Annotated in this window: 21 protein-coding genes and 4 pseudogenes; 20 read left to right on the top strand and 5 right to left on the bottom strand. The window is 58.0% G+C overall.

Annotated features, from left to right (window positions below):
* Positions 1-157: 157 nt before the first annotated feature.
* Positions 158-1,022, top strand: a pseudogene (locus tag NKH49_RS18850) (IS30 family transposase); the annotation flags it as partial.
* Here the strand turns inward: NKH49_RS18850 and NKH49_RS18845 are convergent.
* Positions 952-1,590, bottom strand: a complete 639-nt coding sequence (locus NKH49_RS18845; RefSeq protein ID WP_352927330.1) for an IS3 family transposase — start codon at positions 1,588-1,590, stop codon at positions 952-954. The pseudogene NKH49_RS18850 and the gene NKH49_RS18845 overlap by 71 nt on opposite strands.
* Positions 1,569-1,919 carry a transposase gene (locus NKH49_RS18840; protein ID WP_352828961.1) on the bottom strand — a complete coding sequence of 117 codons (351 nt, stop codon included), beginning with the start codon at positions 1,917-1,919 and terminating at the stop codon, positions 1,569-1,571. The genes NKH49_RS18845 and NKH49_RS18840 overlap by 22 nt, the downstream gene beginning before the upstream one ends.
* A gap of 403 nt (positions 1,920-2,322) precedes the next feature.
* Between NKH49_RS18840 and NKH49_RS18835 the strand changes: the two genes are divergently transcribed.
* Together NKH49_RS18835 and NKH49_RS18830 are read left to right on the top strand one after the other, a co-directional pair.
* Entirely contained in the window at positions 2,323-3,105 is a 783-nt protein-coding gene (locus tag NKH49_RS18835) for a metallophosphoesterase (RefSeq protein WP_352642645.1), read from the top strand.
* 1,165 nt (positions 3,106-4,270) lie between these two features.
* Positions 4,271-5,488 carry a D-arabinono-1,4-lactone oxidase gene (locus NKH49_RS18830; protein ID WP_352642647.1) on the top strand — a complete coding sequence of 406 codons (1,218 nt, stop codon included), beginning with the start codon at positions 4,271-4,273 and terminating at the stop codon, positions 5,486-5,488.
* Here the strand turns inward: NKH49_RS18830 and NKH49_RS18825 are convergent.
* On the bottom strand, positions 5,485-6,312 hold the full coding sequence (locus NKH49_RS18825; RefSeq protein WP_352642649.1) for a MurR/RpiR family transcriptional regulator: 828 nt from the start codon (positions 6,310-6,312) through the stop codon (positions 5,485-5,487). The genes NKH49_RS18830 and NKH49_RS18825 overlap by 4 nt on opposite strands.
* A 365-nt stretch (positions 6,313-6,677) precedes the next feature.
* Between NKH49_RS18825 and NKH49_RS18820 the strand changes: the two genes are divergently transcribed.
* The 14 genes and pseudogenes from NKH49_RS18820 to NKH49_RS18755 all read left to right on the top strand — a co-directional run.
* Complete coding sequence (locus NKH49_RS18820; RefSeq protein WP_352642650.1) at positions 6,678-7,550, top strand: N-acetylglucosamine kinase; 873 nt, start codon at positions 6,678-6,680, stop codon at positions 7,548-7,550.
* Complete coding sequence (locus tag NKH49_RS18815; RefSeq protein ID WP_352642652.1) at positions 7,547-8,560, top strand: SIS domain-containing protein; 1,014 nt, start codon at positions 7,547-7,549, stop codon at positions 8,558-8,560. Before NKH49_RS18820 ends, NKH49_RS18815 begins: the two co-directional genes overlap by 4 nt.
* 138 nt (positions 8,561-8,698) lie before the next feature.
* Positions 8,699-9,577: a carbohydrate ABC transporter permease gene (locus NKH49_RS18810; RefSeq protein WP_352579672.1), complete on the top strand. Its 879-nt coding sequence runs from the start codon at positions 8,699-8,701 to the stop codon at positions 9,575-9,577.
* A 2-nt stretch (positions 9,578-9,579) separates the two neighbouring features.
* Complete coding sequence (locus NKH49_RS18805) at positions 9,580-10,404, top strand: carbohydrate ABC transporter permease (RefSeq protein ID WP_352579673.1); 825 nt, start codon at positions 9,580-9,582, stop codon at positions 10,402-10,404.
* Positions 10,405-10,428: 24 nt separating this feature from the next.
* Complete coding sequence (locus NKH49_RS18800) at positions 10,429-11,730, top strand: ABC transporter substrate-binding protein (protein ID WP_352642654.1); 1,302 nt, start codon at positions 10,429-10,431, stop codon at positions 11,728-11,730.
* Positions 11,731-11,810: 80 nt separating this feature from the next.
* Complete coding sequence (locus NKH49_RS18795) at positions 11,811-13,289, top strand: sulfatase family protein (protein ID WP_352927272.1); 1,479 nt, start codon at positions 11,811-11,813, stop codon at positions 13,287-13,289.
* A 135-nt stretch (positions 13,290-13,424) separates the two neighbouring features.
* The gene (locus NKH49_RS18790; protein WP_352579676.1) at positions 13,425-14,264 is read left to right on the top strand and encodes a MurR/RpiR family transcriptional regulator; all 840 of its coding nucleotides are present in this window, start codon (positions 13,425-13,427) and stop codon (positions 14,262-14,264) included.
* A gap of 75 nt (positions 14,265-14,339) precedes the next feature.
* Positions 14,340-15,488 (top strand): ABC transporter ATP-binding protein, encoded by a 1,149-nt coding sequence (locus NKH49_RS18785; protein ID WP_352828966.1) that lies wholly within the window; start codon positions 14,340-14,342, stop codon positions 15,486-15,488.
* Between the two features lies 1 nt (position 15,489).
* The gene (locus NKH49_RS18780) at positions 15,490-16,440 is read left to right on the top strand and encodes a carbohydrate ABC transporter permease (RefSeq protein WP_352579678.1); all 951 of its coding nucleotides are present in this window, start codon (positions 15,490-15,492) and stop codon (positions 16,438-16,440) included.
* Between the two features lie 2 nt (positions 16,441-16,442).
* Positions 16,443-17,276 carry a carbohydrate ABC transporter permease gene (locus tag NKH49_RS18775; protein WP_352579683.1) on the top strand — a complete coding sequence of 278 codons (834 nt, stop codon included), beginning with the start codon at positions 16,443-16,445 and terminating at the stop codon, positions 17,274-17,276.
* 40 nt (positions 17,277-17,316) lie between these two features.
* Positions 17,317-18,573: an ABC transporter substrate-binding protein gene (locus NKH49_RS18770; RefSeq protein WP_352642660.1), complete on the top strand. Its 1,257-nt coding sequence runs from the start codon at positions 17,317-17,319 to the stop codon at positions 18,571-18,573.
* A 60-nt stretch (positions 18,574-18,633) separates the two neighbouring features.
* Positions 18,634-19,443 carry a phosphodiesterase gene (locus NKH49_RS18765; RefSeq protein ID WP_352642662.1) on the top strand — a complete coding sequence of 270 codons (810 nt, stop codon included), beginning with the start codon at positions 18,634-18,636 and terminating at the stop codon, positions 19,441-19,443.
* Complete coding sequence (locus NKH49_RS18760; RefSeq protein WP_352642664.1) at positions 19,440-20,150, top strand: HAD-IA family hydrolase; 711 nt, start codon at positions 19,440-19,442, stop codon at positions 20,148-20,150. Before NKH49_RS18765 ends, NKH49_RS18760 begins: the two co-directional genes overlap by 4 nt.
* Before the next feature lie 626 nt (positions 20,151-20,776).
* Positions 20,777-21,475, top strand: a pseudogene (locus NKH49_RS18755) (IS630 family transposase); the annotation flags it as partial.
* 255 nt (positions 21,476-21,730) lie between these two features.
* On the opposite strand, the gene NKH49_RS18750 reads toward NKH49_RS18755, so the two are convergent.
* Complete coding sequence (locus NKH49_RS18750; protein ID WP_352642666.1) at positions 21,731-22,756, bottom strand: IS110 family RNA-guided transposase; 1,026 nt, start codon at positions 22,754-22,756, stop codon at positions 21,731-21,733.
* Between the two features lie 193 nt (positions 22,757-22,949).
* On the opposite strand from NKH49_RS18750, the gene NKH49_RS18745 reads away from it, so the two are divergent.
* Together NKH49_RS18745 and NKH49_RS18740 are read left to right on the top strand one after the other, a co-directional pair.
* The gene (locus NKH49_RS18745; protein WP_352642667.1) at positions 22,950-23,975 is read left to right on the top strand and encodes an IS110 family RNA-guided transposase; all 1,026 of its coding nucleotides are present in this window, start codon (positions 22,950-22,952) and stop codon (positions 23,973-23,975) included.
* A 245-nt stretch (positions 23,976-24,220) separates the two neighbouring features.
* Positions 24,221-24,486 (top strand): annotated as a pseudogene (locus NKH49_RS18740) (transposase); the annotation flags it as partial.
* Between the two features lie 398 nt (positions 24,487-24,884).
* Here NKH49_RS18740 and NKH49_RS18735 read toward each other — a convergent pair.
* The gene (locus NKH49_RS18735; RefSeq protein WP_352529071.1) at positions 24,885-25,742 is read right to left on the bottom strand and encodes a sulfotransferase domain-containing protein; all 858 of its coding nucleotides are present in this window, start codon (positions 25,740-25,742) and stop codon (positions 24,885-24,887) included.
* A gap of 521 nt (positions 25,743-26,263) precedes the next feature.
* Here NKH49_RS18735 and NKH49_RS18730 point away from each other — a divergent pair.
* Positions 26,264-26,517: pseudogene (locus tag NKH49_RS18730) on the top strand (hypothetical protein); the annotation flags it as partial.

Raw genomic sequence — 26,517 nt, 5'->3', positions numbered from 1 at the left:
ATGCGGAGACGCCGAATGCTTGCGCGAGAAGGCTGGAGCCGCGGATCTGCACTCTACGTCGACCCGCGAGTTGACGCGCTCTGTGGCGAATTCGACGTAGAGATCGTCCCCAAGGGCCGCTATCCGTAAGAAGGCCAGACGCGCGCCGTCGGCTCTACTGGCCGGCGTCGTCATGACCCCGAGCGGCGCCGCCGTTCCTGGTCCCGCCGTTCCGTGGAAGGGCCGTTGGCATGGCCCGCGAAAGGATCGGCGCTGGGCCAGGGCCTGGAGCCCGGAGCAGATTGCCCGACGCTTGCCGATCGACTTCCCGGACGATGCGCATCAGCCACGAAGCCATCTATCAAGCCCTCTTCGTTCAGGGTCGGGGAGCGCTACGCCGCGAACTGTCGGCCTGCTTGCGAACGGGGCGCGTGCTGCGGGTCCCCAGGGCGCGCGTACTCAGGCGAGGCAAGAGCTTTGTCTCGCCGGAGATCATGGTCAGTCAACGCCCCGCCGAAGCGGCCGATCGCGCGGTGCCGGGTCACTGGGAGGGAGACCTCATCCTTGGTCTTGGCAGCTCGGCGATCGGCACGCTGGTTGAACGTACGACACGCTTCACGATGCTACTCCATCTTCCCCGGCTTGCGGGGCATGGCGAAGCTCCGCGCATGAAAAATGGACCCGCTCTCGCGGGACACGGGGCCGAAGCCGTGCGCGACGCAATTACGCGGACCATCATCACCTTGCCCGAAGAACTGCGCCGTTCGCTGACCTGGGATCAGGGAGCCGAAATGGCTCAGCACGATCGTCTCAAGATCGACGCGGGCGTCCAAGTCTACTTCTGCGATCCGCAAAGCCCATGGCAGCGGGGCACCAACGAGAACACCAATGGGCTGCTACGTCAGTACTTCCCGAAAGGCACCGACCTGAGCATCCATAGCGCCGACGAGATCGCCGCCGTGGCTGCGGCCCTCAATGCCAGACCGAGAAAGACCCTGGGCTGGAAAACGCCCGCAGAGGCGCTTGACGAGTTGCTGTCGTGAGTGAACACAATCGGTGTTGCGACGATCGCTTGAATCCGCCTTGCGACCCTCGGTCCGAGTGATGGACGCAGCCCGGCGGGGGTTTTCGTCGTTCGGTTGCCGCCTTCAATGCTGCAACGGTCAAGCGCGCGTCGATCGACCGACCGATGGCGTAACCAACGACCTTGCGTGACCAGGCATCCAAAATGACCGCGACGTAGACGAAGCCCGCCGCAATCGTCACGTACGTTATGTCGCTCACCCAGAGCTGGTTCGGGCCGGCCGGTGTCACGTTCTTCGCCAGGTTCGGGAAGATCGGCAACTCGTGATCGCTCTCCGTAGTGGCGATGAAGCGCCGCCTGATCCTGGGCTGCAGATCGTGCTCGCGCATCAACCGTCTGACCTTTTTGTGGTTGACGAGGATGCCGCGCTGCTGCAGCGCCGCCTGCATGCGGCGATAGCCGTAAGCTTCGAAGCTGTCGGAGATCTCACCCATCGTCTCGACGAGCGCTGTGTCATCCACGGCGGTTTCGGGCTGATCGTAGTAGGTTGATCGCGCGATCCCCATCAGCCGGCATCCTTCAGCGATGGAGACACCGCCGGGCCGGTGATCACGGATGTAGTCCCGCTTCTCGGACGTGGTGCGCTTTTCAGAGCCCCCTTTAGAAACTCAATTTCCAAGGCTTGCCGGCCTACCAGCCGCTCCGGCGCTGCGATCCGCGCCTCATAGGTCTGCATCGTGTCGGCCGCCGCCACGTCTTCGTCGAAGGAGCCGGCCTCGTATTTCTGAACCCAGATGCGGATCAGGTTACGCGGCAGTTCGTGCCGCTTGGCGAGACCATGCAGCGTCTCGCCGGACAGGAACTCCTGCACTACCTGACGTTTGAACTCGATGCTGTGCGTGCGATAAGTCACCATGGGCTTCCATCCTTCGAAAGCCCGGCTTCCAAGTCAATTCTGCTTGTTCATCCTGTCCGGTCCGAGGGGCGCACTCCAACTCCATGAATTAAGGTGACCTAGCGGGAGGTCGAGGATTCTACCGGCCCGGCCGAAACGATTGCAAGCGGTACGCAGCCGTCCACTCTGAACGGGCGGAAATGGCACAAATTTTGAGGTGCCTGTGTACGAAGCGACGAAGGCGGTCGCATAATGGGCCTCGAGGCAACATATTGCGGCGCCCGGTCCATGTCAGCGCCGCTGAAATCGTCGCTTTTGTGGCCGATAAATGGTCCCCATAACGAATGGTCATTTACTGGTCCAACCTAAGACCTGTTTCTTGCCCCATTTCCTTCCGGAGTCGGGCTTATGTAAGTGTGGAGCAATGCAAAAAATCATTCATATAACAGACCCCCATTTTGTCGCACCTGGCAAGATGCTTTACGGCATCGATCCGGCGCAGAGATTATGCGACACCTTGGACCACGTCTCGCGCGTACACGCAGATGCCAAACTCATCCTTATTACCGGAGACCTTGCTGACACCGGGGATCCGGCCGCCTACGTGCTCTTGCGCGAGATTTTGTCCGACGTCCGGCTCCCCGTCTATCTGACCATCGGCAACCATGACAACCGCACCGCGTTTCGAGGCGTCTTCGGCGGAGAAGGCTTCGTTCAGGCGGCTGTAGACCTGCACGAGTGGCTCGTCGTCTTGCTCGACACGAAGGACGACATTAGTCCTGGCGGTTGTCTCGACGGTGGCCGGTTTGAATGGCTCCAAGAGCAGCTTGTCCGTGGCGCCGGCCGACCAGTCGTGGTTGCTATGCACCATTCACCATCGGACTTGCATGTGCCCTGCTTTAGGACATGCGACATGAAGGAGACCGAGCGGTTCTTTTCCATTGTTAAGAAAAACGCATCGGTCCGCCACATGCTCTTTGGTCATCGGCATGTCGCTGCAGCAGGCAGTCTGTCAGGAATCTCCTTCACTGCCAGCCGTGGCACGGCGCAGCATATCGTTCTGGACTGGGAACAATATGGCAAGCCCATATTCGTCGCGGCTGCACCCTCATACGACGTCATCATGTTGGACGGAACGGATGTCGTCGTCCATCGTCACGAGGGACTTGATTTGTTGCCCGTTATTCGTCCGGGTGACCCGAAATGACGGTCGCATCCTCAATCACGACCTCCGATCGGCCTCGGTCTGGACTGATCATCTTCGATTTTGACGGGCACCCTTGCGGAGACGAAAATCATAGCATCCGAGGTGTTCGACAAAACTCGCCGCAGAAGGTGTCCCGGTACATCCGGAAGGAATCAGGCAACGCTCTCCGGAATTGAGCGAAACGATCAACAACCGCCTATACTAAGCGTCATGGCGTGTAAGCTGGCCGGAACACTTAATGGAAACAGTCGAGGTTGAGATCCAGCTGGCCCCTCGATGACTGTTGGCGACACCTGCTCAATTGAACTGCTCCACTGGCTTACCCATTCCCTTTGTGTCGTATCGAGTACATCAGTTTCGACTCATCCACCGCATGAGAGCCGCTGACATTGGGGCTTGTAGGCTCACGGCTCTTCTCCTCCGATAACATCGGTGTCCGCAAGCCCCACCCTTCCGTGCTGCTGATAGCCTCGAAGTTATGGGCGTGTCTGCGAGCGAGCGCCTTCTCATTCAGGACGGCTTCATCGGCCTTAATGCCGCGCGCCTCCGCGCATAATGCGAGCAGTCTGCTGTCCCAGAGGTTCCATGCTATCGACGAGCCGAGAATGCACCTCCAACCATCTGCCTTCGGACAATTCTTCGCGCTCTCAACGTACGTGCGGGATTCGCGACGCATGGAACCTCTTGACTGCAACCAATGGAGAGCCAGCCACTTCGCCCAGGTGATAGAGGATGTTTTTATCTCTACATCAGGATGGCTCCATCGCGCCAGTACCGAAAGGCGGGTGCGTACCCTTTGATGGCAGGGGATACCGGCAACAATTTCGGGTTGGTAGCGGCACGGTCTTTTGCGGCGGGCTCTAGTTTCCGGGCCTGAGTTCGGGAGCCATCAAGGCTTGAGATGAGCAGAGCCCGGCTCCCATGAGGCCTGGAAACCGTTCAAGACGGTTTTCGATTGGTGACCCGCACGAGAGTCGGATTCCGCCTCGGTGCATTCGATCAAGAATGAAAAAAATCGTCTTTTATATACATCGCGATGATGGTATCCATCATACCTATGGTCGCTACCGCCAAATGCCTGAGAACACATAGCAGGAGAACTCCATTGCATTCTTCAGAAATAAGTTCGCCGACACTCGGCCCGAGCTTGATTTGGCGGAACTGGGTGAGCAATCAGGTTTGTCGGGTAAAGCATTTCGCGATGCCAAGTTCGGACGATGACGTCTGCTGTACGATCAAGGCAGCAGCCTTGAACAACCTGCGCGTCCGCGTCGTGGGTACGGGGCACTCTTATACGCCAATTGTCCCCACGGACGGCGTTCTGATCTCCGCGGAGCGCCTATCCGGGATCGAAAACATCGACCACGCCAACGGCAAGGTGACGCTTCGCGGCGGAACGCGGATTTGTGACGTCGGCTCTGAACTGCGCTCTGCAGGTTGGGCGTTGCCGAATCAGGGTGATATCGATCTGCAAACCATAAGCGGGGCCGTATCGACGGGTACGCATGGCAGCGGAGATAGTTTAAAATGCTTAGCAGGGCCGATAGTTGGAATGCGGATAGCGACTGGCGACGGATCGATCGTCAATGTCGATGCCTCACAAAACCCGGATGCCCTCAACGCTGCAAAAGTCTCCATCGGAATGTTCGGCGTGGTACTTTCCGTCACGATGAAGCTTGTTCCCGCTTTTGATCTTCATGACAAAATATGGCGTGAGGATTTCGAAGAATGCATGGATCACCTGGATCAGCTATGCCAAAAAAATAGGAGTCTCCGCGTTTTCTGGTGCCCGACCGAACACTCGGCCTCGTTATACAGCCTGCCCAACACGTTTGGCATGGGACGTACTCGCAGCAAATCCGATGTCTGCGAACTGAGGACGCTGAACGTCACGGCTCAATCGCCGGAGTCTGTCGAAGATCGGGTCGGCGAGAGAATAGGGCCGAGCTACCGGATATTTCCGGGTTCAATTCCGATGCCGAACCATAATGAATGCGAGTACGCGGTGCCCTACGGGGACGGTCCGTCGGTATTCCGCGAAATCCGGAAGCTCATAAAGACAAAGTATCCGTCGCAGATATTCCCGGTGGAGTATAGAACCGTAGCGGCTGACGCTATTTGGCTGAGTCCATACTTTGAGCGAAAGACTGCGATGATATCCGTGTCCGGCGCAGCAGGAGAGGACTACTGGGATTTCATCCGTGATTGCGAGACGATCTTTTCCTCAGCGAACGGTCGTCCGCACTGGGGCAAACTTCACAGTCTGGGGCGGCCGGAGATCGAAGGCTTGTACCCAAGGTACCGGGATTTTGTTTCCCAAAGGGCTCTCTTTGATCCCGACGGTCGTTTCCTTAACGACTACCTGCGCGAACGTTTCGGTTAAAAGCTTTTATCTATGGTGGCTTCCGCGGTTCGCTGCATAGCCGCCTGGAACTTGCTGCCATCTTTAGCGATCATGTTGGCGAGGATGTCGATAATCAAATATTGTCCAGCGACCCGGGAGAATGCTCCTCGCATGATGGGGGTGTCCGTCGAGGATGCTGCCAGCACAGCGTCCGCCTTGGCAGCGATTGGACTGCGTATGTGACATGTGATTGCTATGGTGAACGCGCCAGCAGCCTTGGCTGCCATGAGTGAGTTGATGGTATCCTTGCTCGAGCCAGATTCCGAAATTGCCAGTGCCACGTGCTTGGGTCCGAGATTCACCGCACTCATGACGGCGAGATGCGGGTCGTCCAGCACGCGCGACATCAGTCCAGATCTAATAAACAAGTAATGCGCATATCGGGCCACATTCGCAGAGCCGCCCAAACCGTAGAGATCGATACTTTTCGCTCGTATGATATGTTTTACCGCCAATTCGAGAGCGGCCTGGTTCAACAGGTCCTTTGTCTGACTGAGTGCCGTGACGGCCATGGACAGCGTATCGTCGATGATGTCACCGGACGGGCTGGCATGTCTGATTGTCTGGTTAGTTGAGAGTTCGATTCCCAATGCCAGTTTGAAACGCTGAAAGCTCGAAAATTTGATGTCTCTGCAGAACCGCAAAACGCTCGCTTCGCTCGATCCAGATCCGTCAGCGACCTCCGTGATGGTCTGGTGCACGACCTTCGCGGGATCCTTGAGGACGTACTCACTGATGCGAAGGAGTGCCGGACTGAGGCTCGGCTGAGACGATCGCAATCGCGCTAAAATGTTTTCCTGCATTAAAACGATTCCCTTGAGATCACGGGGCTCCAGCTCCTCTGGGTTTGATTTGACGCGGGCAGCGAGAGCAATAGGAACTTTTCAGCACATTGCCAAGCAGTGAACATAATTTTCGTTAGGGCTCTAGCGCCTGCCTCCCTTTTTGCAACTGACATCCGACATCCCTTCGTCGACGGCAAGATAACTCGAGATGATGAAAAAAACCATCTTTTGTGAATGGGAAAATAGTGATATTCCTCTAAAAATAGACTGGAACCGCGGCCGCTACATGCTAATGCGAACAGAGTGAAGAGATGGGTTCTATAACAATTGGTGTCGATATCGGTGGCACCAAAACGCATTTGAGGACTTGCCTGGACCAGGGTATGGCCCGCGACTTGGTCGTGCGAACCAGTGAATGGCGTTCTGGCGCCTATGACCACGATATCCCTCGACTTATCGCGCTAATTCGCAGATTTGCTGCTGGCGCCACGCCCAACAGCATCGCGATTGGCTCTCATGGATGCGATGATGAGGAAGAGTGCGCCGTCCTCCAACAGCCGCTTTCCAATCATTTTGCCTGCCCCTTAAGGGTCGTCAATGATGCAGAACTTTTTCCCCTCGCCATGGGGCTTTCCAGCGGAATTGGTGTCGTCGCGGGCACTGGCTCAATCGCCGTCGCTCGGGACCAGAAAGGCAAGATGCATGTCGCAGGCGGTTGGGGCTGGGCAATCGGAGACGAAGGGAGCGCTCCAGGTTTAGTACGCGAGGCCGGCCGAGCAGTGCGATTGCATATTGACCTGGGAGGGGCGAGGTCAGAGCCGCTTGTCGAAGCGCTTTGTGAGGCATTCGGACTGAATAGCCCCACGAACATCGGCACCGCGATTGCGAAGGAAGGCAGCGCCTCGGCTCTGGGGCGATACGCACCCGTTATCTTCTACGCCGCCAATGAAGGTTCGTCCTTGGCTAAACGCGTTATTGACGAGGGCGCAGCGGCCCTGACTCAGTTGGTCCACCATCTGATGTTAGGCGGCGTGCACGACAAACATGTTGTGGTGGGCGGTGGGGTCATTCTTGCTCAACCCCTTTTAGCCAACGCATTTTCTCACGAAATTGCCAGCCGCTTCGGGGCCACCCTAGCCGTCACTTTCCTTAACAGGCCGCCGGTCTTGGGAGCCTGCGTCATGGCGCAGCAACTTCGCACGGGTGGCGCCAGCACCGAAGGTCCAATCATGCCTCAACACAAGGATGTTCAATGACTTACAGATCGGCGATCGCCCGTCAGCCTGATCAGTTTCGCCATGCGTTGGAAGTTGTCCGACCGCAGCTTCGGAAACTTGATCTTTCCCAATTCAAAAACGGAACTTTGGTCGTTACAGGGATAGGCGCGAGTTACGAAGCTGCGGCGGTGGTGACCGGCGAACTTCAGCGTCGCGGTAGGCGGGCAAATACCTGGCGCGCTGTCGATCTCGTTGAGCCGGGAGATCCTGGCGATTCCATTATCGTGCTTTCTGTCGGAGGAAGGAGCGTCGAGCCCATTGCTGCGCTTAACGTGCACAGTCAGTTGCCGTCCCTTGCAATCACGAATGAAGGCAATGACCCGCTATCGCGCGCCGCTTCAACGGCAATTCGGTATGAGTCCGGGCTGGATTCGCTGCCATCAAGTACCGGCTTCACAGGGTCGCTTTTGGCAGGCGGGCTGCTGGTTGATGCTCTTGGCGGTGGAGAGAGCTTTAATTGGAACGACATTCCCCAGATCGCAAGCGAGGTCCTGAAGACCTCGGCGAAGAAAATGGCTCGTGCTGGCGAAATTTTCCGTGACCAGCGAGCCATCGACTGCGTTGGCGCAATATCCGCCTTTGGTACAGCGGGCGAAGCTTGTTTGCTTATTCGTGAGGCTGTCAGGGTTCCGGCAGGCGCCAGCGACACGCTGCACTACTTGCATGGTCCGATGGAATCTATGGATCAGGCGACTGGGATATTGATATTCGGCGATGGTCGCGAAGTGCGGTTGGCGCAGGAGTTAGCCGAAATCGGCTGTGCAGTTCTTCTAGTAACCGCGAGCGAATTGCCTCACGACCACAAAACCCTGACAGTTGTGAAAGTGCCTCCACTGCAGAACCGTGTTGCCCGGGCCATCGTAGACATTCTGCCCGCCCAGCTGCTGGCGGCCGAGCTGTCCGACGCGGCCGGACTTACGGATGTCCCGTTCCGTTATAGCCAAACGGACACAAAGGTTGCGATGGACGAAACGGAAACGCAGATCTGAGCTCGCACGTCCGGACATAACAACGTTCCGGACCTCCTTCCTAGCCGGACTTTTGACGCACTCGGTCCCATTCAGCTCGCCAATGCCAGCCAGGCCAGGCTTTCAACATGGGCATAGACATCAAGGAGGAACGGACCCATGGCATATTCCCGGCTTAATGTGTCCTGGGCGCTGGTTACCCCCGCGATCGGGTTCCTATGCCTTGCGACGTTCGTCCCGATTGCGGCTGTCGTTGCGCTCTCATTCGTGGATTTCAACATCGCCTTCCCCGGAAAGACGACCTTCATCGGCATTTACAATTACACACGCTTCTTGTCCGACGGCCGATTTATCAACGCTGCTTTCGTGACTTTTGCCCTAGTCGTTATGCCCGTCGCGCTTCAACTCCTGTGTGGGTTGGCGCTGGCATTAGCTTTGAAGGAGAAGCTCATCGGTACACGGTGGATGCGAGCAGCTTCCCTGCTTCCCTCCGTAGTACCGCCAGCGGTAGGCGGAATTGTGTGGAAATTGTTTGTCATTCCTGGTGTGGGCGGCCTGTCTTATTTCGCAAGCTTCTTCGGACACAATTTCGACGCCGACTTGCTGGGAGGCAAGGCCTCAGCGCTTGCTACCGTGATCATCGTGTCGGTTTGGTTTGGGGTTCCTATAGTTGCTTTGCTGCTTCTTTCCTCCCTGGATTCAATCCCCGACGAGATTTATGAGGCGGCCAGCCTCGACGGTGCAAGCTGGGCTCAGGCCCAACGGCATATCTCCATACCGCTTGTCTTACCTGCAATGGGAGCCGTTGCAGTATTTCAAGCCTTGGAGGTCCTCGGCATTTTCCCGGTGATTTTCGTGCTGACTGGAGGCGGGCCTGCAGGGGCGACGGAGCCCCTTAACTTCTACGCTTTCCTGACCGCATTTACATATCTTGACCTCGATTATGCCGCCTCAATTCTCGTGGCGTTCACAGCCACAATCGTCGGGGCTTGCTTTTGGTTTGTTCGCCGAATCTCGGCTGGCCGAGTCGGGGGCTGATCATGCATCGAGACCTTGGACGATACATCTACGGATATGTCATCTGTGCTGCATTCGCGCTATTCCTATTCTCTCCAATCCTGTGGACACTTTCGACATCTCTCAAAGAGCCGACAGAGATGTTTCAATGGCCGCCGGTGATCGTGGGAGAGCCGTCCATTCAGCACTATACCGCGATAATCGCCGACAAGGACTTTTCTTCGGCGCTCATCAATTCAATTGTGGTCTCATGCAGCACCATTGTAGTGACCATGGCGCTTTCGGTCCCGGCGGCATTTGGCATCTCCCATCTGCAGAAGACTTCCATGCGCAGGCTGTTGACGTTGGTACTGGCGCTCCGGGCTGCGCCAGCGATGATTTACATCATCCCCTATTTTCTCTTTTTCCGCCAAGTAGATTTGGTCGACACGAAGATTGCGCTGATCATCGTCAACACCACGTTCGCTATCCCGCTCGCGATTTGGTATTTATCGGCGTTTTTTGACCAAGTTCCTCGTGAAATCGAAGAGGCCGCTACCATAGATGGCGCGTCAACGCTGCAGGTGATGACACTTATCTCGATACCTATTTCCAGGTCCGGCATCTTAGCAACGGCTATATTAGTCTTTATTGGTTCTTGGAACGAGTTTCTTTTCGCGCTGACGCTAACACGCGATAACGCAAAAACTGCAGCCGTCGCAATTCTGAATTTCATGCCGTTTGAGGGAACTGATTGGGGCAAAGCGGCAGCCGCCTGCGTGCTTATGCTGGTTCCGATCGTGGTTTTCGTGCCGTTCGTAAAGAAGTACGTCGCCGGCTCAACAACGACCGGTTCCGTGAAAGGGTGAAACGTTAGCTCAAGGAGAGAAGCAATGAGGTACATCGGAATTCTTGCTGTCGCATTAGGTGTTGCCATTGGCGGGGGAGCATCGGCTCAGCAGCGGTACGACGGCGTAAAGATAAAGATCCTATCGACAAACTCAGCATACGATCTTGAGCTCAAAAAATTTGCGCACGAGTTCACAGAGAAGACCGGCGCTGAAGTGCAGTTCGATCTCTTCGGTTATGCGCCGACCGTTCAGAAGGTGTCGGTCGAGCTCTTGACACGTTCAAACAGCTACGACGTGGTCTACTTAGGGAGCGAGGAGTTCGGGCGATACGCATCTGGCGATATCCTGGAGCCGCTCGACAACTACATCGACATGAAGAGTGCCGATGTACAGGATTTCATCGCTCCCGTGCTTCGCCTGTACAATAAGGACGGCAAACAACTGGCATTGCCGCATTTCGCGGCGACGCAGCTCCTTTACTATCGTCCCGACTTATTGGAGAAGGCCGGTATCAAACAGCCACCACAAACGTGGGAGGAATTCCGCGATGACTGCGAGCTGTTGAAAAAGGCTGATATTCAGTGCACCGCACTAAGAGGGCAACCCGACACCGGTGAGAATATCTGGTTTTGGGGCCAGGTCCTGTATGCTTTCGGCGGCAAATATTTCGCGCACGAACCGGCGGATCTGACGCCCACGGTCAATACACCCGCCGCTGTGGAGGCGCTGAAATGGTACACAGACGTGATGACCAGGTTCACCGTGCCTGGCAGCACCTCAGCAACGTTTGACGACGTCGTCATTGCGATGCAGCAGGGCCGCATTGCAATGACGGTGGAAGGCGCTCCTACTGCCGGCCGCATTCTCGACCCCAAGCTGTCGAAAGTCGTAGGTAAGCTTGGATTCGCTTTGCCGCCCGGCGGAATAAGTGGGAGGTTCCCGCCATTTGCGGGACAGGCCTATGTCATCCCGGCGGCATCAGAAAACAAGGCAGCCGCAGCCGCATTCCTTCAGTGGGCGACAAGTAAAGATGTGATGAAACGCATTTCACTCGATAGCACCTTTGTCGCGATCACGAGATCGTCCCTGTGGAACGATCCGGAGATACTTGCCAAGCACGACTACAATTATGGCCACGGGTCGTTCGCGGCAACATATGCTGAAACTCTTCGGGTCGCGCCGGAGTGGTATTATCCTCGAATCCCTGAATTCAAGGAGATCGGCGACCGCCTCGGTCGAGCCCTGCAGGAGGCGGTTGTTGGCAGCAAAAGTGCCCAGGCCGCCCTGGATGATGCTCAGACTGAGGCCGTGGATATCTTAAAACGGGCTGGATATTTGAAGTAGTCTTCACGCACCCGGCCACCGGCGCGATTGACGCGCCGGTGGCGAACGAATTAGACCTCTATTGCGTTTGAGGATCAGAGTTGGGCAACTTTAATATTGTCTGGATTTGCAGTGATCAACAACGTTGGGACACGCTGCGGTGTCTCGGGTTCAAGGGCACGCAAACTCCCAATATCGACCGTCTGGCCGCGAGGGGTACAGCATTCGCTCGTGCGTATTGTCAAAGCCCGATCTGCACGCCGAGCCGAACGAGCTTTCTGACGGGGTTGTATCCGATCGCACACCAAGTGCATCAAAACGGCGCCGGCACGTTTCCTTCGCATCTCGTTTTGCTCCCAAAACTGATGGCGAATGCCGGATACTACCCGGGGCACATAGGGAAGCTGCACCTATCTGCCACTCGTGGCATGATAGAAAAGCGCCCCGACGATGGATTTGCCGAGTTCTACTGGAGCCCTGAGCCATTTCCGGAGTGGTCAGGCAACCATGACTATCATGCGTGGATGTGGTCAAAAGGGGTCGATCCCGTAGCCTACTTCAAACCGTATCTTGACCAACATTATGGCCCGGGACCGGCCGCAGAATATCGGCAGGCGCGTTGGGCAGGCGATCGGGCAGAGCGTTTCATCAAGATGCATTCTGGTCGTAATTGGTATTTAGGCATTAATATCGACGCACCTCATCCGCCTCTCAATCCCCCGCCTGACTACCTCAGGCGTTTCAACCCAAGTGATATGCCTGATCCTGTCTTCAGGCCGATCGATCTCGAGCATCAGAAGAAATTTGAACGAGTCGATCAGCAGGCAAAATTCGCGGTGGATCCGTGGCAGGCCGCAGCAGCCGTCGGTCAGGCGCACAATGACGAGATCGCCGGGCCTGCGCATGAAGCGCCACCCACGAACTTCGACATTTGGGAGATGAGAGCGGCATATCATGCGGAGGTGGCTCAAGTCGACGATCTAGTCGGCCGGGTACTGGACGCTTTGACGGAAACCGGCCAGCTGGATCGCACCATCATTGTCTTCATGAGCGATCATGGTGACATGATGGGTGACCACGGCCTGCTCTACAAAGGCTGCCGTTTCTATGAGGGTCTGGTGCATGTCCCGCTTATGATTTCCGTGCCCGGCAGCTCAGCCCAAGGATCGGTGTCGAATGCACTCGTCGAGCTGGTTGATATTGCACCCACATTGCTCTCGTTGTCGGGTCTTGAGATCCCCAGCGCTATGCAGGGGCTGTCACTCGACCAGATGCTGCTTGGCAACACCTCATTGGAATACCACAAGCCGTACGTGGTCAGCGAGTATCACAATTCTCTCCGATTCCACGGGAGCCGGGGGTCACGCGCATCAATGTACTATGATGGACGATATAAGCTAAATGTATATCATGATGTTGGAATAGGAGAGTTGTTCGATCATAAAGAAGACCCCAATGAGCACTATGATCTCTGGGATAGCGCCCATCAGAGGAGCTTGAAATGCGACCTTTTAGGGCGCAGCTTTTCCGCTATGATGCTCAGAAGTGGATCCGGCCCGAACAGAATTGAGGACTACTAGTCTTCCCAGTCGGGCGAGCACTGGCTAGTCCTGTTCTCCCAATCTCGAAGTCGGCCCCTGGTCGCGCGCGCTTCGGAAGCCAATCGTCGGACGGGTCGATGGCATCTGGCTCTCTTTTCTGCGGCTTCATAAGGTATGGGTATCATGACGATGAGCATTAACTCACCCGCCGCGACAGCGGCAGAGCGCGAGAGCATCTTATCTGGCTTGCAGGAAGACATCGATCATCTGCCGAATGCGCTCGCTCGGATCGCCAAATACATCCTGGAAAATCCTGAGAAAGTGTTGCACCACTCGGTCGGGGAACTAGGCGAATTCGCGGGTAGTGGGGAAGCCAGCATTTTGAGGCTTTGCCGCCAGATCGGCTTTTCCGGCTTTCGCGATTTCAAGCTGGCGCTGGCGGCAGAGATTGGCCGCCCCAGGCCTCCATCCACCGCCGCGCAGCAGCCCAACGCCGCCCTGCAAACCTTGCACGACACGATGGCTCGGAATCTAGGGATCGCACACAGCAATGCCGATCTCGAGGCCCTCGAGAAGCTCGCAGAAGTGATTGCGGCGAGCAGAAGGATAGATCTTTACGGAGCAGGAATGTCGGGCGTGACGGGAGAACTGCTCGCCTATCGGCTCTTGCGAGTTGGGCTTACGGCGCTGGCGTTCAGAAACTCCAACATGGCTCACGAAGTCGCCAACGGACTCAGTCCCGGATGCGTGGCGATCGGCCTTTCGATATCCGGCCTCACCGTTGATACGGTTCAGTTCCTCAAGGGCGCCCGCTCCGCAGGGGCACTGACCGTCGCCATCACCAACCGCGCCCGTAGCCCGCTCGGCAAGTCGGCGGACTTCATCTTGCAGGCCTCCGGCCTTGACGACCATCCGATCGGCGGCACGCTGACCCCGATGATCGGCAAGATCTTCGTGATCGAAAGCCTGATGCTGGCACTGGGAAAGGCGATGGAGAAATCGGTTGCGAAATGAAATTAAACTCCGTATTGTCATGAAAATGAAATAAAGCTCCATTAAGCCCTGTCGCCAACCGAAAGGGAACTCGGAATGGCTGCGTTGGATCTCCACATTGACAATGTCGGCAAGCGGTATGGCGCGACTGATGTGCTTCGCGGCGTCTGTCTAAGGATTGCTGCCGGGGAATTTGTGACACTGCTTGGGCCCTCCGGCTGCGGCAAGTCCACGCTTCTTCGCATAATAGCAGGGCTGGAGCGGGCGGATCAGGGCCACGTGCGTGCAGGGGGCAAGGCGCTGAATACCGTGGCGCCGAAGGACCGCGACCTGGCCTTCGTGTTCCAGAGCTACGCCCTTTATCCGCATCTAAGTGTGTACGACAACATCGCAGCCCCGCTGGTCATGCGCGAGCTGACCAGCTTGGAACGGCTTCCGGTGATTGGCGGCCTGCTGCCAGGGGCCGGCCAACGCAATCGCTCGATCGAGGAGCGGGTCCGTCAAACATCGGCGCTGCTCAAGCTCGATGCGCTGCTCGACCGCCGGCCGGCGGAGCTTTCGGGTGGACAGCGCCAGCGCGTGGCTTTGGGACGCGCTATGGTGCGCAAGCCGAAGATCTTCCTGATGGATGAACCCTTGGCAAATCTGGACGCAGCGTTGCGCATTCATACGCGTGGCGAAATCGCGCGGCTCCACAAGGAAATGCAAACGACGACTATCTTCGTTACCCATGACCAGGCCGAGGCGGCCGCACTTTCCGACCGTGTCGCCGTCATTTTTGGCGGCGAGCTGCGCCAAGTTGCAGCCCCTGCCGATCTTTATCGCGAACCCGTCGATCTCGATGTTGCCCGGTTCCTGGCCCAGCCATTCCTGAACGAGGTCGAGGTGGCCGCCCCTGTCGGCGGCGCGCTCATCATCGACAGCAGTAGGATCATCATTCGCGATGCGCTCGGATCCGGACAGGCCGGAACGCTGGCCTTTCGGCCGGAGCATGCATCCCTCGTCGACAGGGACCGACCGGGCGCCCTGCCGGTTTGCGTCACGCGCATCGAGCATGCAGGGATGGACGCTCACGTCTTTGTCCATGCCGGGGCAGGCGCTGAGTTCGTCGCCCGGATTTCGGCCGAGCGAGCACAATCACTGCGTGGCGGCGACAACTTGGGACTGACCATCGACTCGGAAAAGGCATGGTTCTTTCCTTGGGACGGCTCGCGCCAGAGTCGCGATCACAGCAGGGTAGCCTGATATGGCCGTGGTCGACGACAATCCGATCGGTCGCTTGGCTCAGAACATTTCAGGCGGCTACCGCCCTGCTCGCGCCCAGGCACAAGCCGGAATGATCCTGGCCACACCCGCGACGCTGCTGCTTGCCGCTCTTGTCATCGGGCCCACCGTTCTAGTTTTCTTTCTGTCTTTTACAGATGCTTCGCTTGGTTTGGCCGGTGTCCGGTTCATCGGGCTTGCGAACTATACGCGCATGCTGACGGACCCAGGCTTTGCTCAGAGCCTGCGCAACACCGCGCTCTATGTGGTTGTGGTCGTGCCGACATCAATCGGGTGGGGCCTGCTGGTTGCTCTCTTGATCGCGCGGTCACGATTTGCCATCGTCTATCGCACCGCCTACTTCCTACCGGTGGCCGCGACACTGGTCGCTCTCGCAACCGCGTGGGAAGCGATCCTGCATCCAAGTCTCGGCTTCGCCAACTCATTGCTGCAGCTTTTGGGCGCATCGCCGGTCAGCTTCCTGTCCGATCCCTCGACGGCCATGTATGCGCTCTCGGCGATCGGCGTGTGGCAGCTGGTCGGCTTCAACATGATACTTTTCGTGGCCGGTCTTTCAACCATTCCGGAGGAGCTCTACGAAGCCGCGGCGATCGACGGAGCGGACACGGGGCTGAAGCGCTTCCTGCTGGTGACTTGGCCGATGCTGGCGCCGGTGACGCTGTTCGTCACCGTAATGACAATCATCCGCGCCTTTTCTGTCTTCGAAACGGTTGCAGTCCTCACACAGGGCGGCCCGATGAAGTCCACCTCCGTCATTCTCTACACATTCTATGAAGAGGGCTTCCGCTTTTTCCGGGTGGGGTATGCGTCAGCGATCTCCGTGTCTTTCTTCGTCTTCGTGACTTTCCTGTCGCTCGTCCAGATGCACGTCTCCGAGCGCCGGGCGCGCTGGAAAGCAAGTGGAGGTCGATGATGATGATCCTGGCGCAATCTTCCGCATCCCGCATTGCCTTGCATGCCGTGCTTGTGACCGGCGCGATCATAATGGTCTTCCCTTTTGTGTGGATGATCCTTGCCTCTATGACTCCACAGAGCGAGATTTTCGACGGCAGCCTGCTGCCAACCCCGACCCTTAACGGCGCGATTGACAATTACAGCACCGCGCTTTCGGCAATTCCGCTTCTTCGGTTCATGGGAAATGGCTTTGTCGTGTGCCTGACAATTCTTGTGTTGCAGGTCGCGATCGCCATCCCGTGTGGCTATGCGATGGCCAAGCTATCCTTCCCCGGCCGCCCAATTCTGCTTGCGGCCGTCCTTCTCGGTCTTCTGGTGCCGGTGCAGATACCAACGATCCCGATCTACATAGCGCTGGCGAAATCCGGGCTGCTCGACAGCTATGCCGCGCTGGTTCTGCCCTGGATCATTTCGGTATTTGCCATCTTCCTGTTCCGGCAGTTCTTCGTGACTTTTCCCGACGAGGTGCTCGACGCGGCGCGGCTGGACGGTTTCAGCGAGCTCTCGATCGCCCGGCGGATCATGCTGCCTGCAGCATGGCCGGCCGTCGCTTCCTTCTCGATCTTCTCTGTCGTGGCCCATTGGAACGATCTCTATTGGCCACTGGTGGTGATCACCACTCCCGACATGATGACGCCTTCCCTTGGAATTGCCTATTTCCGGCAGGCGGGCGAAGGCGCCGGAAATGTCGGTGCGCTTATGGCCGGGGGCGTTCTCGTGACCGCGCCCTTAGTCGCTCTTTTCCTTCTCATGCAGAAACACTTCATCCGGGGCCTGGTGCTTGGCCGACACTAGCTCCGTTTCCAAACCTCATCTCGAACCTCAGGAGAGCAATGTGAAAACCCTTGCAATGATCCTCGCCGCCGGCATCACTGCCGCGCTGGCAGCCATGCCGGCGCAAGCCGACACAAAACTCGATGTCTATTACGCCTGGCCCGAACACGAAGTAATCCATAAGCCGATTGCCGATCGCTTCATGAAGGACCACCCGGACATCAAGATCAACTTCCGCGTCGCCGCGCCGAGTTATGATGAGGCTGTCCAAACGTTGATCCGCCAGAGCATGGCGGGCGAGTTGCCGGACGTCCACTACGTCGGCTTCAATGTGTTGCGTCCGCTCGTGGCGCGTGGGCTCGTGAAGCCCATCGACGATCTCGCTGCCGCGGATCACCTAGCCGAGAAAGGCTACACGGATCAGGTCCTTTCTCTCGCAACAATCGACGGCCATCTCTACGGTCTTCCGTTCGCCATGTCGACGCCGGTTGTTTACTACAATGCCGATCTCGTGAAGAAGGCGGGTGGCGATCCTGACAAGATCCCAGGCGACTGGGATAGCTTCGTCGAACTTGCCGGCAAAATTGGAGCGCTCGGCAATGGAACGTCCGGCATGTATTACCAACTTGGCTCGGACGACTGGACCACGCAGAACCTGGTGCGCAGCTTCGGCGGACGGATGATGAACGACAAGCAAAGCGACATCGCTTTTGACGGTCCTGCCGGCCAGGCCGCAGTCAAGCTGTTCAAGAGATTCCATACCGCTGGTGCTCAGCCGACGATCGACTCGCGCGCTGCCCAGCAGCTCTTCACTTCCGGCAAACTTGGTTTCTTATTCGCCTCTGCCGGCAGTGTGAGTGGCTTTGAAGCTGATGTTGGAGACCGGTTCAAGCTCCGCACCGCCAAGCAGCCGCTAGGCGTTGAAGATGCGACGATGCCGACGGGCGGCATGGTCGCAGTAATCCTCACCGACGATCCCGCCAAGCGCGCCGCCGCCTGGGAGTACGTCAAGTTCGCGACTGGTCCTGAAGGCCAGAGCATTGTCGTACCTAATACCGGATATATGCCGACGAACACGCTTGCCCTCGACAAGGATCATCTCGGCGCGTTCTACGACAAGCATCCGAATTGGTACACCAGCGTGCTCCAGACGCCCCGCGCCCGCCCGTGGTTCTCTTGGCCCGGTGACAACGGTGTTCAGATCGGCGAGGTCCTACGCGACGAAATGACGGCCATCGCGCTTGGATCCAAGGAACCGGAGGCCGCCCTCGCAGACATGGCGTCCCAGGTTCGCGCACTCCTGCCGAAAACCAACTGATCGTCTCGTCCGGGACGCTGCACGCCGTGCGGCGTCTCTCCCTTTTTCGCGGATTTACCAATGAAACTGATCCACTTGACTGATCTCCACCTTGTGCCGGCCGGCGCTATGCTCTTTGGCTTCGATCCGGCCGAGCGAATGCGCAAGACCATCGAGCGCATCAACCGCGATCACGCCGATGCCGAGCTTTGCGTGCTGACCGGCGACCTCACCGACGAGGGAGACTTCGCTTCCTACGAACTGTTACGCGAATTGCTTCAGGAGATGCGCGTGCCCATCCGGCTTCTGCTCGGCAACCACGACAGTCGTCAAAACTTCTTACGCGCTTTCCCCGGCGAGCCGCGCGATAGGAACGGTTTTGTCCAGTCAGTCCATGAAACCTCGGTCGGGCGCCTCATCTTCCTCGACACCCTGGTGGAGGGTCTTGGGCATGGCGCGCTGAACGAGGGACGACTGGAATGGCTGTTAGAGCGGCTCACCGAGAGGCCGCAGGCGCCGGCGTACCTCTTCGCCCATCATCCGCTACAGCCGATCGGCCTGCCGCACTTTGAGCCTTGGAATACGGAGAACTGGCGCCAGACTATGCGGGCGATGGTGGGGGCCGGCAATGTGCGGCACGTCTTCCATGGTCATGTGCACGTCGATGTCAGCGGCACCTGGAGCGGCATTCCGTTCAGCGCAAGCCGTGGGGTTGCACATCAGATCATACCACACTTAGCGCGCAGGGATGCGGATTTTGTCGAGGACGCCCCGGCTTTCGACGTCGCACTGATCGACGATGATAGCGTCCTTGTCCACCGTTTCGAAGTCAACGACCGACATGTGGTTGAGGTCTCCGTTGCGGGCCCGGTTCCGAAGGACGTGCAATGAAACAACAGAACCCTTATGAACTGGTCATCTTCGATTGCGACGGCGTTCTGATCGACAGCGAGACGCTGGCAAGTCGCATTGATGCCGAGGAACTTACCCGCATCGGCTATCCCACGTCGTATTCTGATGTGGTTCTGCGCTTTACCGGCCTGTCCTCAGCCACCATGCGGAAGATGATCGAAGAAGACTGGGGCCGCCCTCTCCCCAGCGACTTCGACACCATCGTGCAATCCCGGATCAAGGAAAGCTACCGGACGGAACTGCAAGCCATCAGTGGTATTGACCGGCTCCTGCATCAGTTGTCGTTACCTCGCTGCGTCGCCTCAAGCAGCGGCCCCGACAAGCTGCGACTGGGGCTTGAACTGACGGAGCTTTGGCCGCACTTCCATCCGTACGTGTTCAGCTCCGCCATGGTAAAGGCGGGCAAGCCTGCACCGGACCTGTTCCTGTTCGCTGCGGCTCAAATGGACACTGAGCCGGCGCGCTGCGTCGTGGTGGAGGACAGCATTGCCGGCGTCGGAGCCGGTGTGGCCGCTGGGATGACGGTGATCGGTTTCACGGCGGGCGGCCACTGTTTCGAGGACCACGGTCAACGATTGCTCTCAGCCGGCGCTGCTGTCGTCGCGCGATCAGCTGAAGAACTTGGCGTATTGCTGATGACGAGCGAGGTTCAGCCGCGTTCAAAGATCGCAGAAGGGACCCGGTAGTAGCATGTGCTGCAACGCCTTCGTGGCTAGGGAACACACTCGGCCTCCACGAACGTCCACCTTTCGACGCTCATTGCACCCCGGAACGGCTAATAAGCGCGACAGGATGAGGCTGGACCATATCTATTATTCCCGAGCAATGTTTTTGACGCGCCATGTGAGCATCGCGGCAACGCAGATCTGAAGGTTAGCGTAGGGGAGGGGAGGAAATATCCAGATCCCCGTTCGCCACCGCCGGACAAGCCTGGTAAGTAAGAATGAGCGAGGCGGCCACGAGCGGCACATCCCAAACGAGCAGCCAGCGGTCTCGAATGCGGGCATACCGGTGTAGTGCGTCGCCGCGATGCCGCCTACCAGGAGCGCACCACCCATGTGGACGCGTGGCGAGATGTCGATCGTGAGACTCCAGGGATCGCGACCAGCAACGACATGAACTCGAAGCGATCTTATAGCCGCTCCCTAACGTGGGCCAGGAGGCCGACATTAGCAAATGCCTCGCCCAAATGCCAAAGCCGGTGGCGACCACTGCGACTAGAGCGAAATGAATTGAGGCTGAATCGGCGGGAGATTCCCTTAGACGCGCAAATCTGATTCAACCTTCTTGCTGGGCAAGGAGGTCAGCATGGATGGGCAAACCTTACTCGATGGATCTTCGCGAACGGGTTGTTGAATCGGTTGAGCAGGAGGGGCTGTCACGACGGCAAGCCTCGGCGCGCTATGGGGTTGGTATCAGCACCGTGGTCAGATGGGTGAGCCGGTTCGCGAGACGAACAGTCTTGCGCCGGGCAAAATGGGTGGGCACAGGCCGAAGAAGATTGCTGGCCCGCATCGGGACTGGCTGCTGGTGCGCTGCCGAGCCGCCGATTTTACGCTGCGTGGACTGGTGGCCGAATTTGGCGAGCGCGGCTTGAAGGTCGATTACCGCTCGGTGTGGGAGTTCGTCCACGCCGACAAGCTCAGTCACAAAAAAAGACGCTGATCGCGGCTGAGCAAGATCGCCCGGATGTAGCGCGCCGGCGGGCACAGTGGGCAAAGTATCAGGACCGTATCGATCCTTCCCGCCTGGTGTTCATCGACGAGACATGGACCAAGACCCATATGGCACCGCTCAGGGGATGGGCGCTGCGCGGCGAGAGAATCAAGCCAAGGTGCCGCACGGCCATTGGAAGACCATGACCTTCCTGGCGGCGCTGCGCCACGACCGTGTCGATGCACCATGGCTCATCGACGGACCGATCAACGGCGAGCGTGTCCAGCTCTATGTCGATAAGGTTCTCGTCCCCACCCTCAAGCCCGGCGACATCGTCATCATGGACATGTGTGGACGCCCCCGTCAGCGCAAGAAGAATCTTATATGAAGAATGAGGAGCGTGGTCGGGTGCTGACATGTGTCCGGCCTCTGATGCGGCGTTCCACATGCCGCGGGCCCGTATGGGAGTTCGCGGAGCGGGTCCAATTCAATCTCGCGTGCTCAAGGCACGTATCCATGATCTGGTTTTCCCGATCCCGTCTCGTTGACCGTTGCGCCATACTCTCCGTTTGACCTTCTCACACTTTCGAGGCCTTCCGGCCGAGCGGAACTAACCCGCCACCGCCGGAGCCCGATAGGTTCCGCCTTTCGCCATCAATGCCCAGACGATGCGTGCCGTCTTGTTGGCAAGCGCGACGATCACCAACATGGGCGGCTTACGGTCCAGCATGCGCATGAGCCATGGGTCCGCAGATTTCCCCTTCCGCATCGCCCAGCGCACGGCAGCGCTGGCCCCTATAATGAGCAGGCGGCGCAGAGTTCGTTCGCCCATGCGGGACGTCTCGCCAAGCTTCTGCTTCCCGCCCGTGGAACGCTGCAACGGAGTGAGCCCCAGCCAGGCCGCAAAATCACGCCCCCTTTTGAAGGTCTGAGCCGACGGAGCCAGAGCGGCGAGAGCAGTCGCGGTGATCGATCCTATCCCCGGGATAGTCATCAGTCGTTTCGATTCCGCGTCCTCCCTGGCGCGCCGGGCGATCTCGCGGTCGAGCACAGCCACCCTCTCATCCAGCGAGCGCAACTGTTCCACGAACAGACACAGGATCGGACGGGCGGCCTCTGGGATGGCGGAGCCATGATCCTCGATCGCCGTTACAAGCTTGGCCACATGGAAAAGGCCCTGCGCGGCCACCAGCCCGAATTCGGCAAGATGGCCACGTATCGCATTGATGGTCTGGGTCCGCTGGCGCACCAGAAGATCGCGAGCGCGAAACACCATCGCCGCAGCCTGTTGTTCCTCACTCTTGGCTGCCACAAAACGCATCGTCGGCCGTTGCGCAGCTTCGCAGATCGCCTCCGCATCGGCGGCATCGTTCTTCTGCCTCTTCACGAAAGGCTTGACGTAGCCCGGAGCGATCAGCCGGACGTTATGTCCCAGCTTCGTGATCTCCCGCGCCCAGTAATGGCTGCTGCCGCAGGCCTCCATGGCAACCGTGCAAGCCGGCTGCGCATCAAAGAATTTAAGCATCTGATCGCGGCGAAGCTTCTTTCTAAACAGGATAGCTCCCGATGCATCTGCACCATGCACCTGGAACACGTTCTTCGCTAGATCCAACCCGATCATGCTAACTTCCGACATGGACGCCTCCGTTCAAGTGATGATCAACGACACCACTTTGGCACAGCGATGCCGTCAGGGGGCGTCCACATGGGGTAATCGCGGGAGCGACGCGCCCTGAACCGATCATAGCCTTGGAGGGTGGCTGTTCCCCGATAAGATGAAATACGGGCTCACGACTGGACGCCGGGCCCAGCATCAACGGAGAACAGCCATGGAAGAACATATCGGTCTCGACGTGTCGATGAAAGAGACGGCAGTGTCGATCCGCCGTGAAGGCGAACGGATCTGGCGCGGGAAGTGCGCATCTGATCCCAGGATCATTGCCGAGCTTGTCCGCAAGCGGGCGCCGGCCGCAAAGCGCGTCGTGTTCGAAACCGGCCCGCTGTCAGTTTGGTTCTATCATGCGCTGCGCGCCGAGGGATTGCCAGCCATCTGCATCGATGCGCGCCATGCCAAAGCCGCTCTCGATATGGCGGCGAACAAGACGGATGCGAATGACGCCGATGGTTTGGCGCGTCTTGCTGAAGCAGGATTCTTTCGCGAGGTGCGCGTGAAAGGCTTCGACAGTATGTTGACCCGCACGCTCGTGGCAGCACGCACTCGGCTGGTCCGGATCACCGTCGAGCTTTCCAACCAGATCCGAGGGATCATGAAAACGTTCGGCTTGCTCGTTCCCGCCGGTAAGGGAACTACATTCGAAAAGAATGTCCGGAGCCTTCTTATCGATCAGAGCGAGCTTGCTCCTGTCGTGCTACCGATGTTGGAAGCCTGGCGCAGCATTCGCATCCGTGCCGCCGAGCTTGGGCGCCAGCTTGTCGCAGATGCACGTCAAAGCCAAGCATGCCGCATACTCATGTCGATCCCCGGCATCGGCGCCATTACCGCAACCTCTTTCGCCACTGCCATTGAAGATCCGGGCAACTTCAAGAAGTCCCGCTCTGTTGCCGCTTGGATCGGCCTGACAACTCGCCGCTACCAATCGGGAGAAGTCGATTATGACGGCCATATATCCCGACGCGGCGATCGATATTTGCGGGGACTTCTCTATGAGGCTGCGGCGGTCATCCTGACACGCAGCTCGATCGACAGCAGCCTGCGCACGTGGGGCCTCAAGCTCCGGGAGAGGGTTGGCTTCAAACGAGCTGCCGTGGCTGTGGCGCGCAAACTGGCGGTGATAATGCATTCGATGCTCAAGACCGGTGAGTTCTTTGATCGAAATGCAGGCGCCACAGCATGAAATCTTGCGAATAGCGTTCAGGATCTGAGCGCCTGAGACGTCCCTGCCGGGACGTGAGCCGAGCCATTCCGCTGATGGGGTTGCACCGCTGTCTCAGCAAAGTGCGTCGTCCACATTGAAGGCTCGTCCGCGGAGCTCCATCATGCGGCGACTGATGTCGACCGCGAAGACAACCATGCACCCGGCAGCGTCGTCTCGACGCAATTACATGCTTGACGTCCCAGCGGCGATTAGACAACCCCATCAATCTCGGTTCGCACAAGAGCAAGGCAGTGCGCCGCGCCATCCGCTCGGCCGGCGCCAGTTGTTCTTTCTGCCGAAATACTCGCCCGACCTCAACCCCATCGAGAAGCTCGTCGCCAAGCTTAAGCATTGGCTGCGCAAAGCTGCCAAGCGAACGGTCGAGGCCGTCTGCGATGCCATTGGACATATCCCCGGCACCGTCACTTCAACCGAATGCAGAACTTACTTCAGGCCGGCTATGCGCCAACCTAAATTCATCCCGCTCTAGCCAAAACCGTCGCACTGCGGTCGGCGTCTGACGCCGATGAACGCCTTTCAATTAATCCTGTTGGAGTGATGCGACGCCTCAACATTCTTAAGCCAGCCAGGGTCCAAAGCCTTTCGTGCGTGTCCTTGTGTTGCTCGCGCCGACCGGCGGCACTGAGCTATCAAGCCAGGCTTCCATGCCCGCCGCCCATCCGGGTCCACGCCGCAGAGAGTATGCGCAGTCGCGTCGTTTAGTCGAGGCTCGTAAAGGGTGAGCGGCGCGATCGAGCCGCAGCGTAGGTGCGCGGTGATCGTTCCGGCAATCGTCGATAAAGATCATCAATTAGCCGGGCCAGCAGCAACAGACCACCATGGTTCTCCCAAGGAAAGGGGTTTCCATTTTCGTCGGCCATTTCCAGATCAAAATCCGAATCGCTCGTTGAGTCTTGACCCACCGAGCGCGGTAAACCGCGCCTCAATCTCCGGACTCCAGCAAGCCTCCCACGAAGTTCGCCTGCCGGAGAAGGTAAAGGTCTGCTCTCCAATTAGTTGGTTCAAGATCAGCTCCGGCTTCTGCGGTGACTGGATCTCGCAAAACTCAGCAATTTTGCGAATGGTCTCGAGCTGAACTTCGTGCCCTTGGTCACCTATGATCTGCTCATAGGTCAATCCAAGAACATCCTCCTCATCTGCCCACGGCACCAACGGGTGACAGCGTTCGTTGAAAATGAAAGGCGCAATCTCATCAAAGTACTTCAGCATTTTCTCGGGCCCGTTCGGCTCATGGCGCCACTTGATCTCAGCCCTCCCAGGCGGGCACCAGTCGCTGTTCCCGACATATCGCATCTGCGACACAATTGCCGCACGCATTTCACGCGAAAGGAAGATGACTTTGAAATCCGCCAAACAATGGCGAATGCCCATGTCGCACGGCAGATGCCCATAGCCAAACTGACCGGGCTGAATAAAGCGAGATGATATCTCGATCGGTATCCACAGGATGTTTTCAGAATGAGTGAACCGAGCTCTCTCGACATCCACAAAGCGGAAGTCTCCCAGATATTCTTTATTAAAGAACACATCGGACTGTTCAAGCCCGAGCATGGTTAGCAGACGGGCATATAGGTGGGTGCCCGCCTTCGGAATGGAACAAATCATAACCCGCGCGCTTGTGGCGCCGCCCGTCGGCTTAATTGACCAAGCTTCATTTGAGCAGGGGTAAAGCGGAAAATTTTGACCCGCGATAACGCGCAGCTCTTCTGGAAGCGGGTGGACCATTGCGTATCTTCTCACTTTTGCAAGGTGTTAAGCAATCAAGGTAGCAAATGCGGACTGTGGATACATTCGGAGACTGCCAGCTTGGCCCCAGGCAGTCGCGCCCTGTTGTCGCCGCCCATGAGTGACGGAATTATTGAGAGCGTCGGCCATGTGCGACGATTCTGGCCAGCTCGCTGCGCTGGTATTCCGATAGCTGAGAGCGAAGGAGATCGGCACCCCGTTGGCTCGCCGCGCTTGGCGATCGTCGCTGAGAGACAATCATACGTCATGTCAAAACTCAGAGTCGCCCGAAGACGCCTACGAAAGCTGCCGATGAGCTAATTACCGACGACACTTCCGCGTTCACTAGGGATCTAGCCGGCTTTTCATTGTCCTGCCTCTGTCTTGGATCGGACCGTGAACTTCTTTCCAGGAGAAAGCAAGCAATCGGTGAATCTTGCCCGCCGAGTAGATGCTATGGGGGGAGCGGCGAGGGTGTCGCATCCTTCGCTGTTTCAACCACCATCAGAAGGAGGCGTCCCATGTCGCAATCTTTTGACACGAGCCGCTCCCTTACCGCTCTTGAACAGGATAACACGATCATCGCCGTCATCGAAATGAGCAAGGCGAAGTGGCTCGTCGCCGCGCTTATTCCAGGTCTCAAGCGCCAGCCTCTCAAGAAGATCGATGCCGTCGCCCCACCCAGGTTGGAGCTAAGGCAGCGCTGGGGCGGCGCACCCGGCCCGGCCGGGGACCCCGGCCCGCGGATCCCCCGCCCCCCCCGGGGCGGCCCCGG

This window comes from Mesorhizobium sp. M1088 (assembly GCF_040318575.1).
Taxonomy (GTDB): domain Bacteria; phylum Pseudomonadota; class Alphaproteobacteria; order Rhizobiales; family Rhizobiaceae; genus Mesorhizobium.
Note: the sequence above shows the minus strand (reverse complement) of the source record. Positions and strands in the feature narration are given on the sequence as shown.

Bases quoted from the DNA above. Each gene is read 5' to 3' on its own strand.
- NKH49_RS18840 (WP_352828961.1), bottom strand. From the start codon at position 1,919: ATGGTGACTTATCGCACGCACAGCATCGAGTTCAAACGTCAGGTAGTG.
- NKH49_RS18835 (WP_352642645.1), top strand. From the start codon at position 2,323: ATGCAAAAAATCATTCATATAACAGACCCCCATTTTGTCGCACCTGGC.
- NKH49_RS18810 (WP_352579672.1), top strand. From the start codon at position 8,699: ATGGCATATTCCCGGCTTAATGTGTCCTGGGCGCTGGTTACCCCCGCG.
- NKH49_RS18790 (WP_352579676.1), top strand. From the start codon at position 13,425: ATGGGTATCATGACGATGAGCATTAACTCACCCGCCGCGACAGCGGCA.
- NKH49_RS18775 (WP_352579683.1), top strand. From the start codon at position 16,443: ATGATCCTGGCGCAATCTTCCGCATCCCGCATTGCCTTGCATGCCGTG.
- NKH49_RS18825 (WP_352642649.1), bottom strand. From the start codon at position 6,312: ATGCAGGAAAACATTTTAGCGCGATTGCGATCGTCTCAGCCGAGCCTC.
- NKH49_RS18745 (WP_352642667.1), top strand. From the start codon at position 22,950: ATGGAAGAACATATCGGTCTCGACGTGTCGATGAAAGAGACGGCAGTG.
- NKH49_RS18800 (WP_352642654.1), top strand. From the start codon at position 10,429: ATGAGGTACATCGGAATTCTTGCTGTCGCATTAGGTGTTGCCATTGGC.
- NKH49_RS18765 (WP_352642662.1), top strand. From the start codon at position 18,634: ATGAAACTGATCCACTTGACTGATCTCCACCTTGTGCCGGCCGGCGCT.
- NKH49_RS18785 (WP_352828966.1), top strand. From the start codon at position 14,340: ATGGCTGCGTTGGATCTCCACATTGACAATGTCGGCAAGCGGTATGGC.
- NKH49_RS18735 (WP_352529071.1), bottom strand. From the start codon at position 25,742: ATGGTCCACCCGCTTCCAGAAGAGCTGCGCGTTATCGCGGGTCAAAAT.
- NKH49_RS18750 (WP_352642666.1), bottom strand. From the start codon at position 22,756: ATGTCGGAAGTTAGCATGATCGGGTTGGATCTAGCGAAGAACGTGTTC.
- NKH49_RS18820 (WP_352642650.1), top strand. From the start codon at position 6,678: ATGGCCCGCGACTTGGTCGTGCGAACCAGTGAATGGCGTTCTGGCGCC.
- NKH49_RS18815 (WP_352642652.1), top strand. From the start codon at position 7,547: ATGACTTACAGATCGGCGATCGCCCGTCAGCCTGATCAGTTTCGCCAT.
- NKH49_RS18805 (WP_352579673.1), top strand. From the start codon at position 9,580: ATGCATCGAGACCTTGGACGATACATCTACGGATATGTCATCTGTGCT.
- NKH49_RS18780 (WP_352579678.1), top strand. From the start codon at position 15,490: ATGGCCGTGGTCGACGACAATCCGATCGGTCGCTTGGCTCAGAACATT.
- NKH49_RS18760 (WP_352642664.1), top strand. From the start codon at position 19,440: ATGAAACAACAGAACCCTTATGAACTGGTCATCTTCGATTGCGACGGC.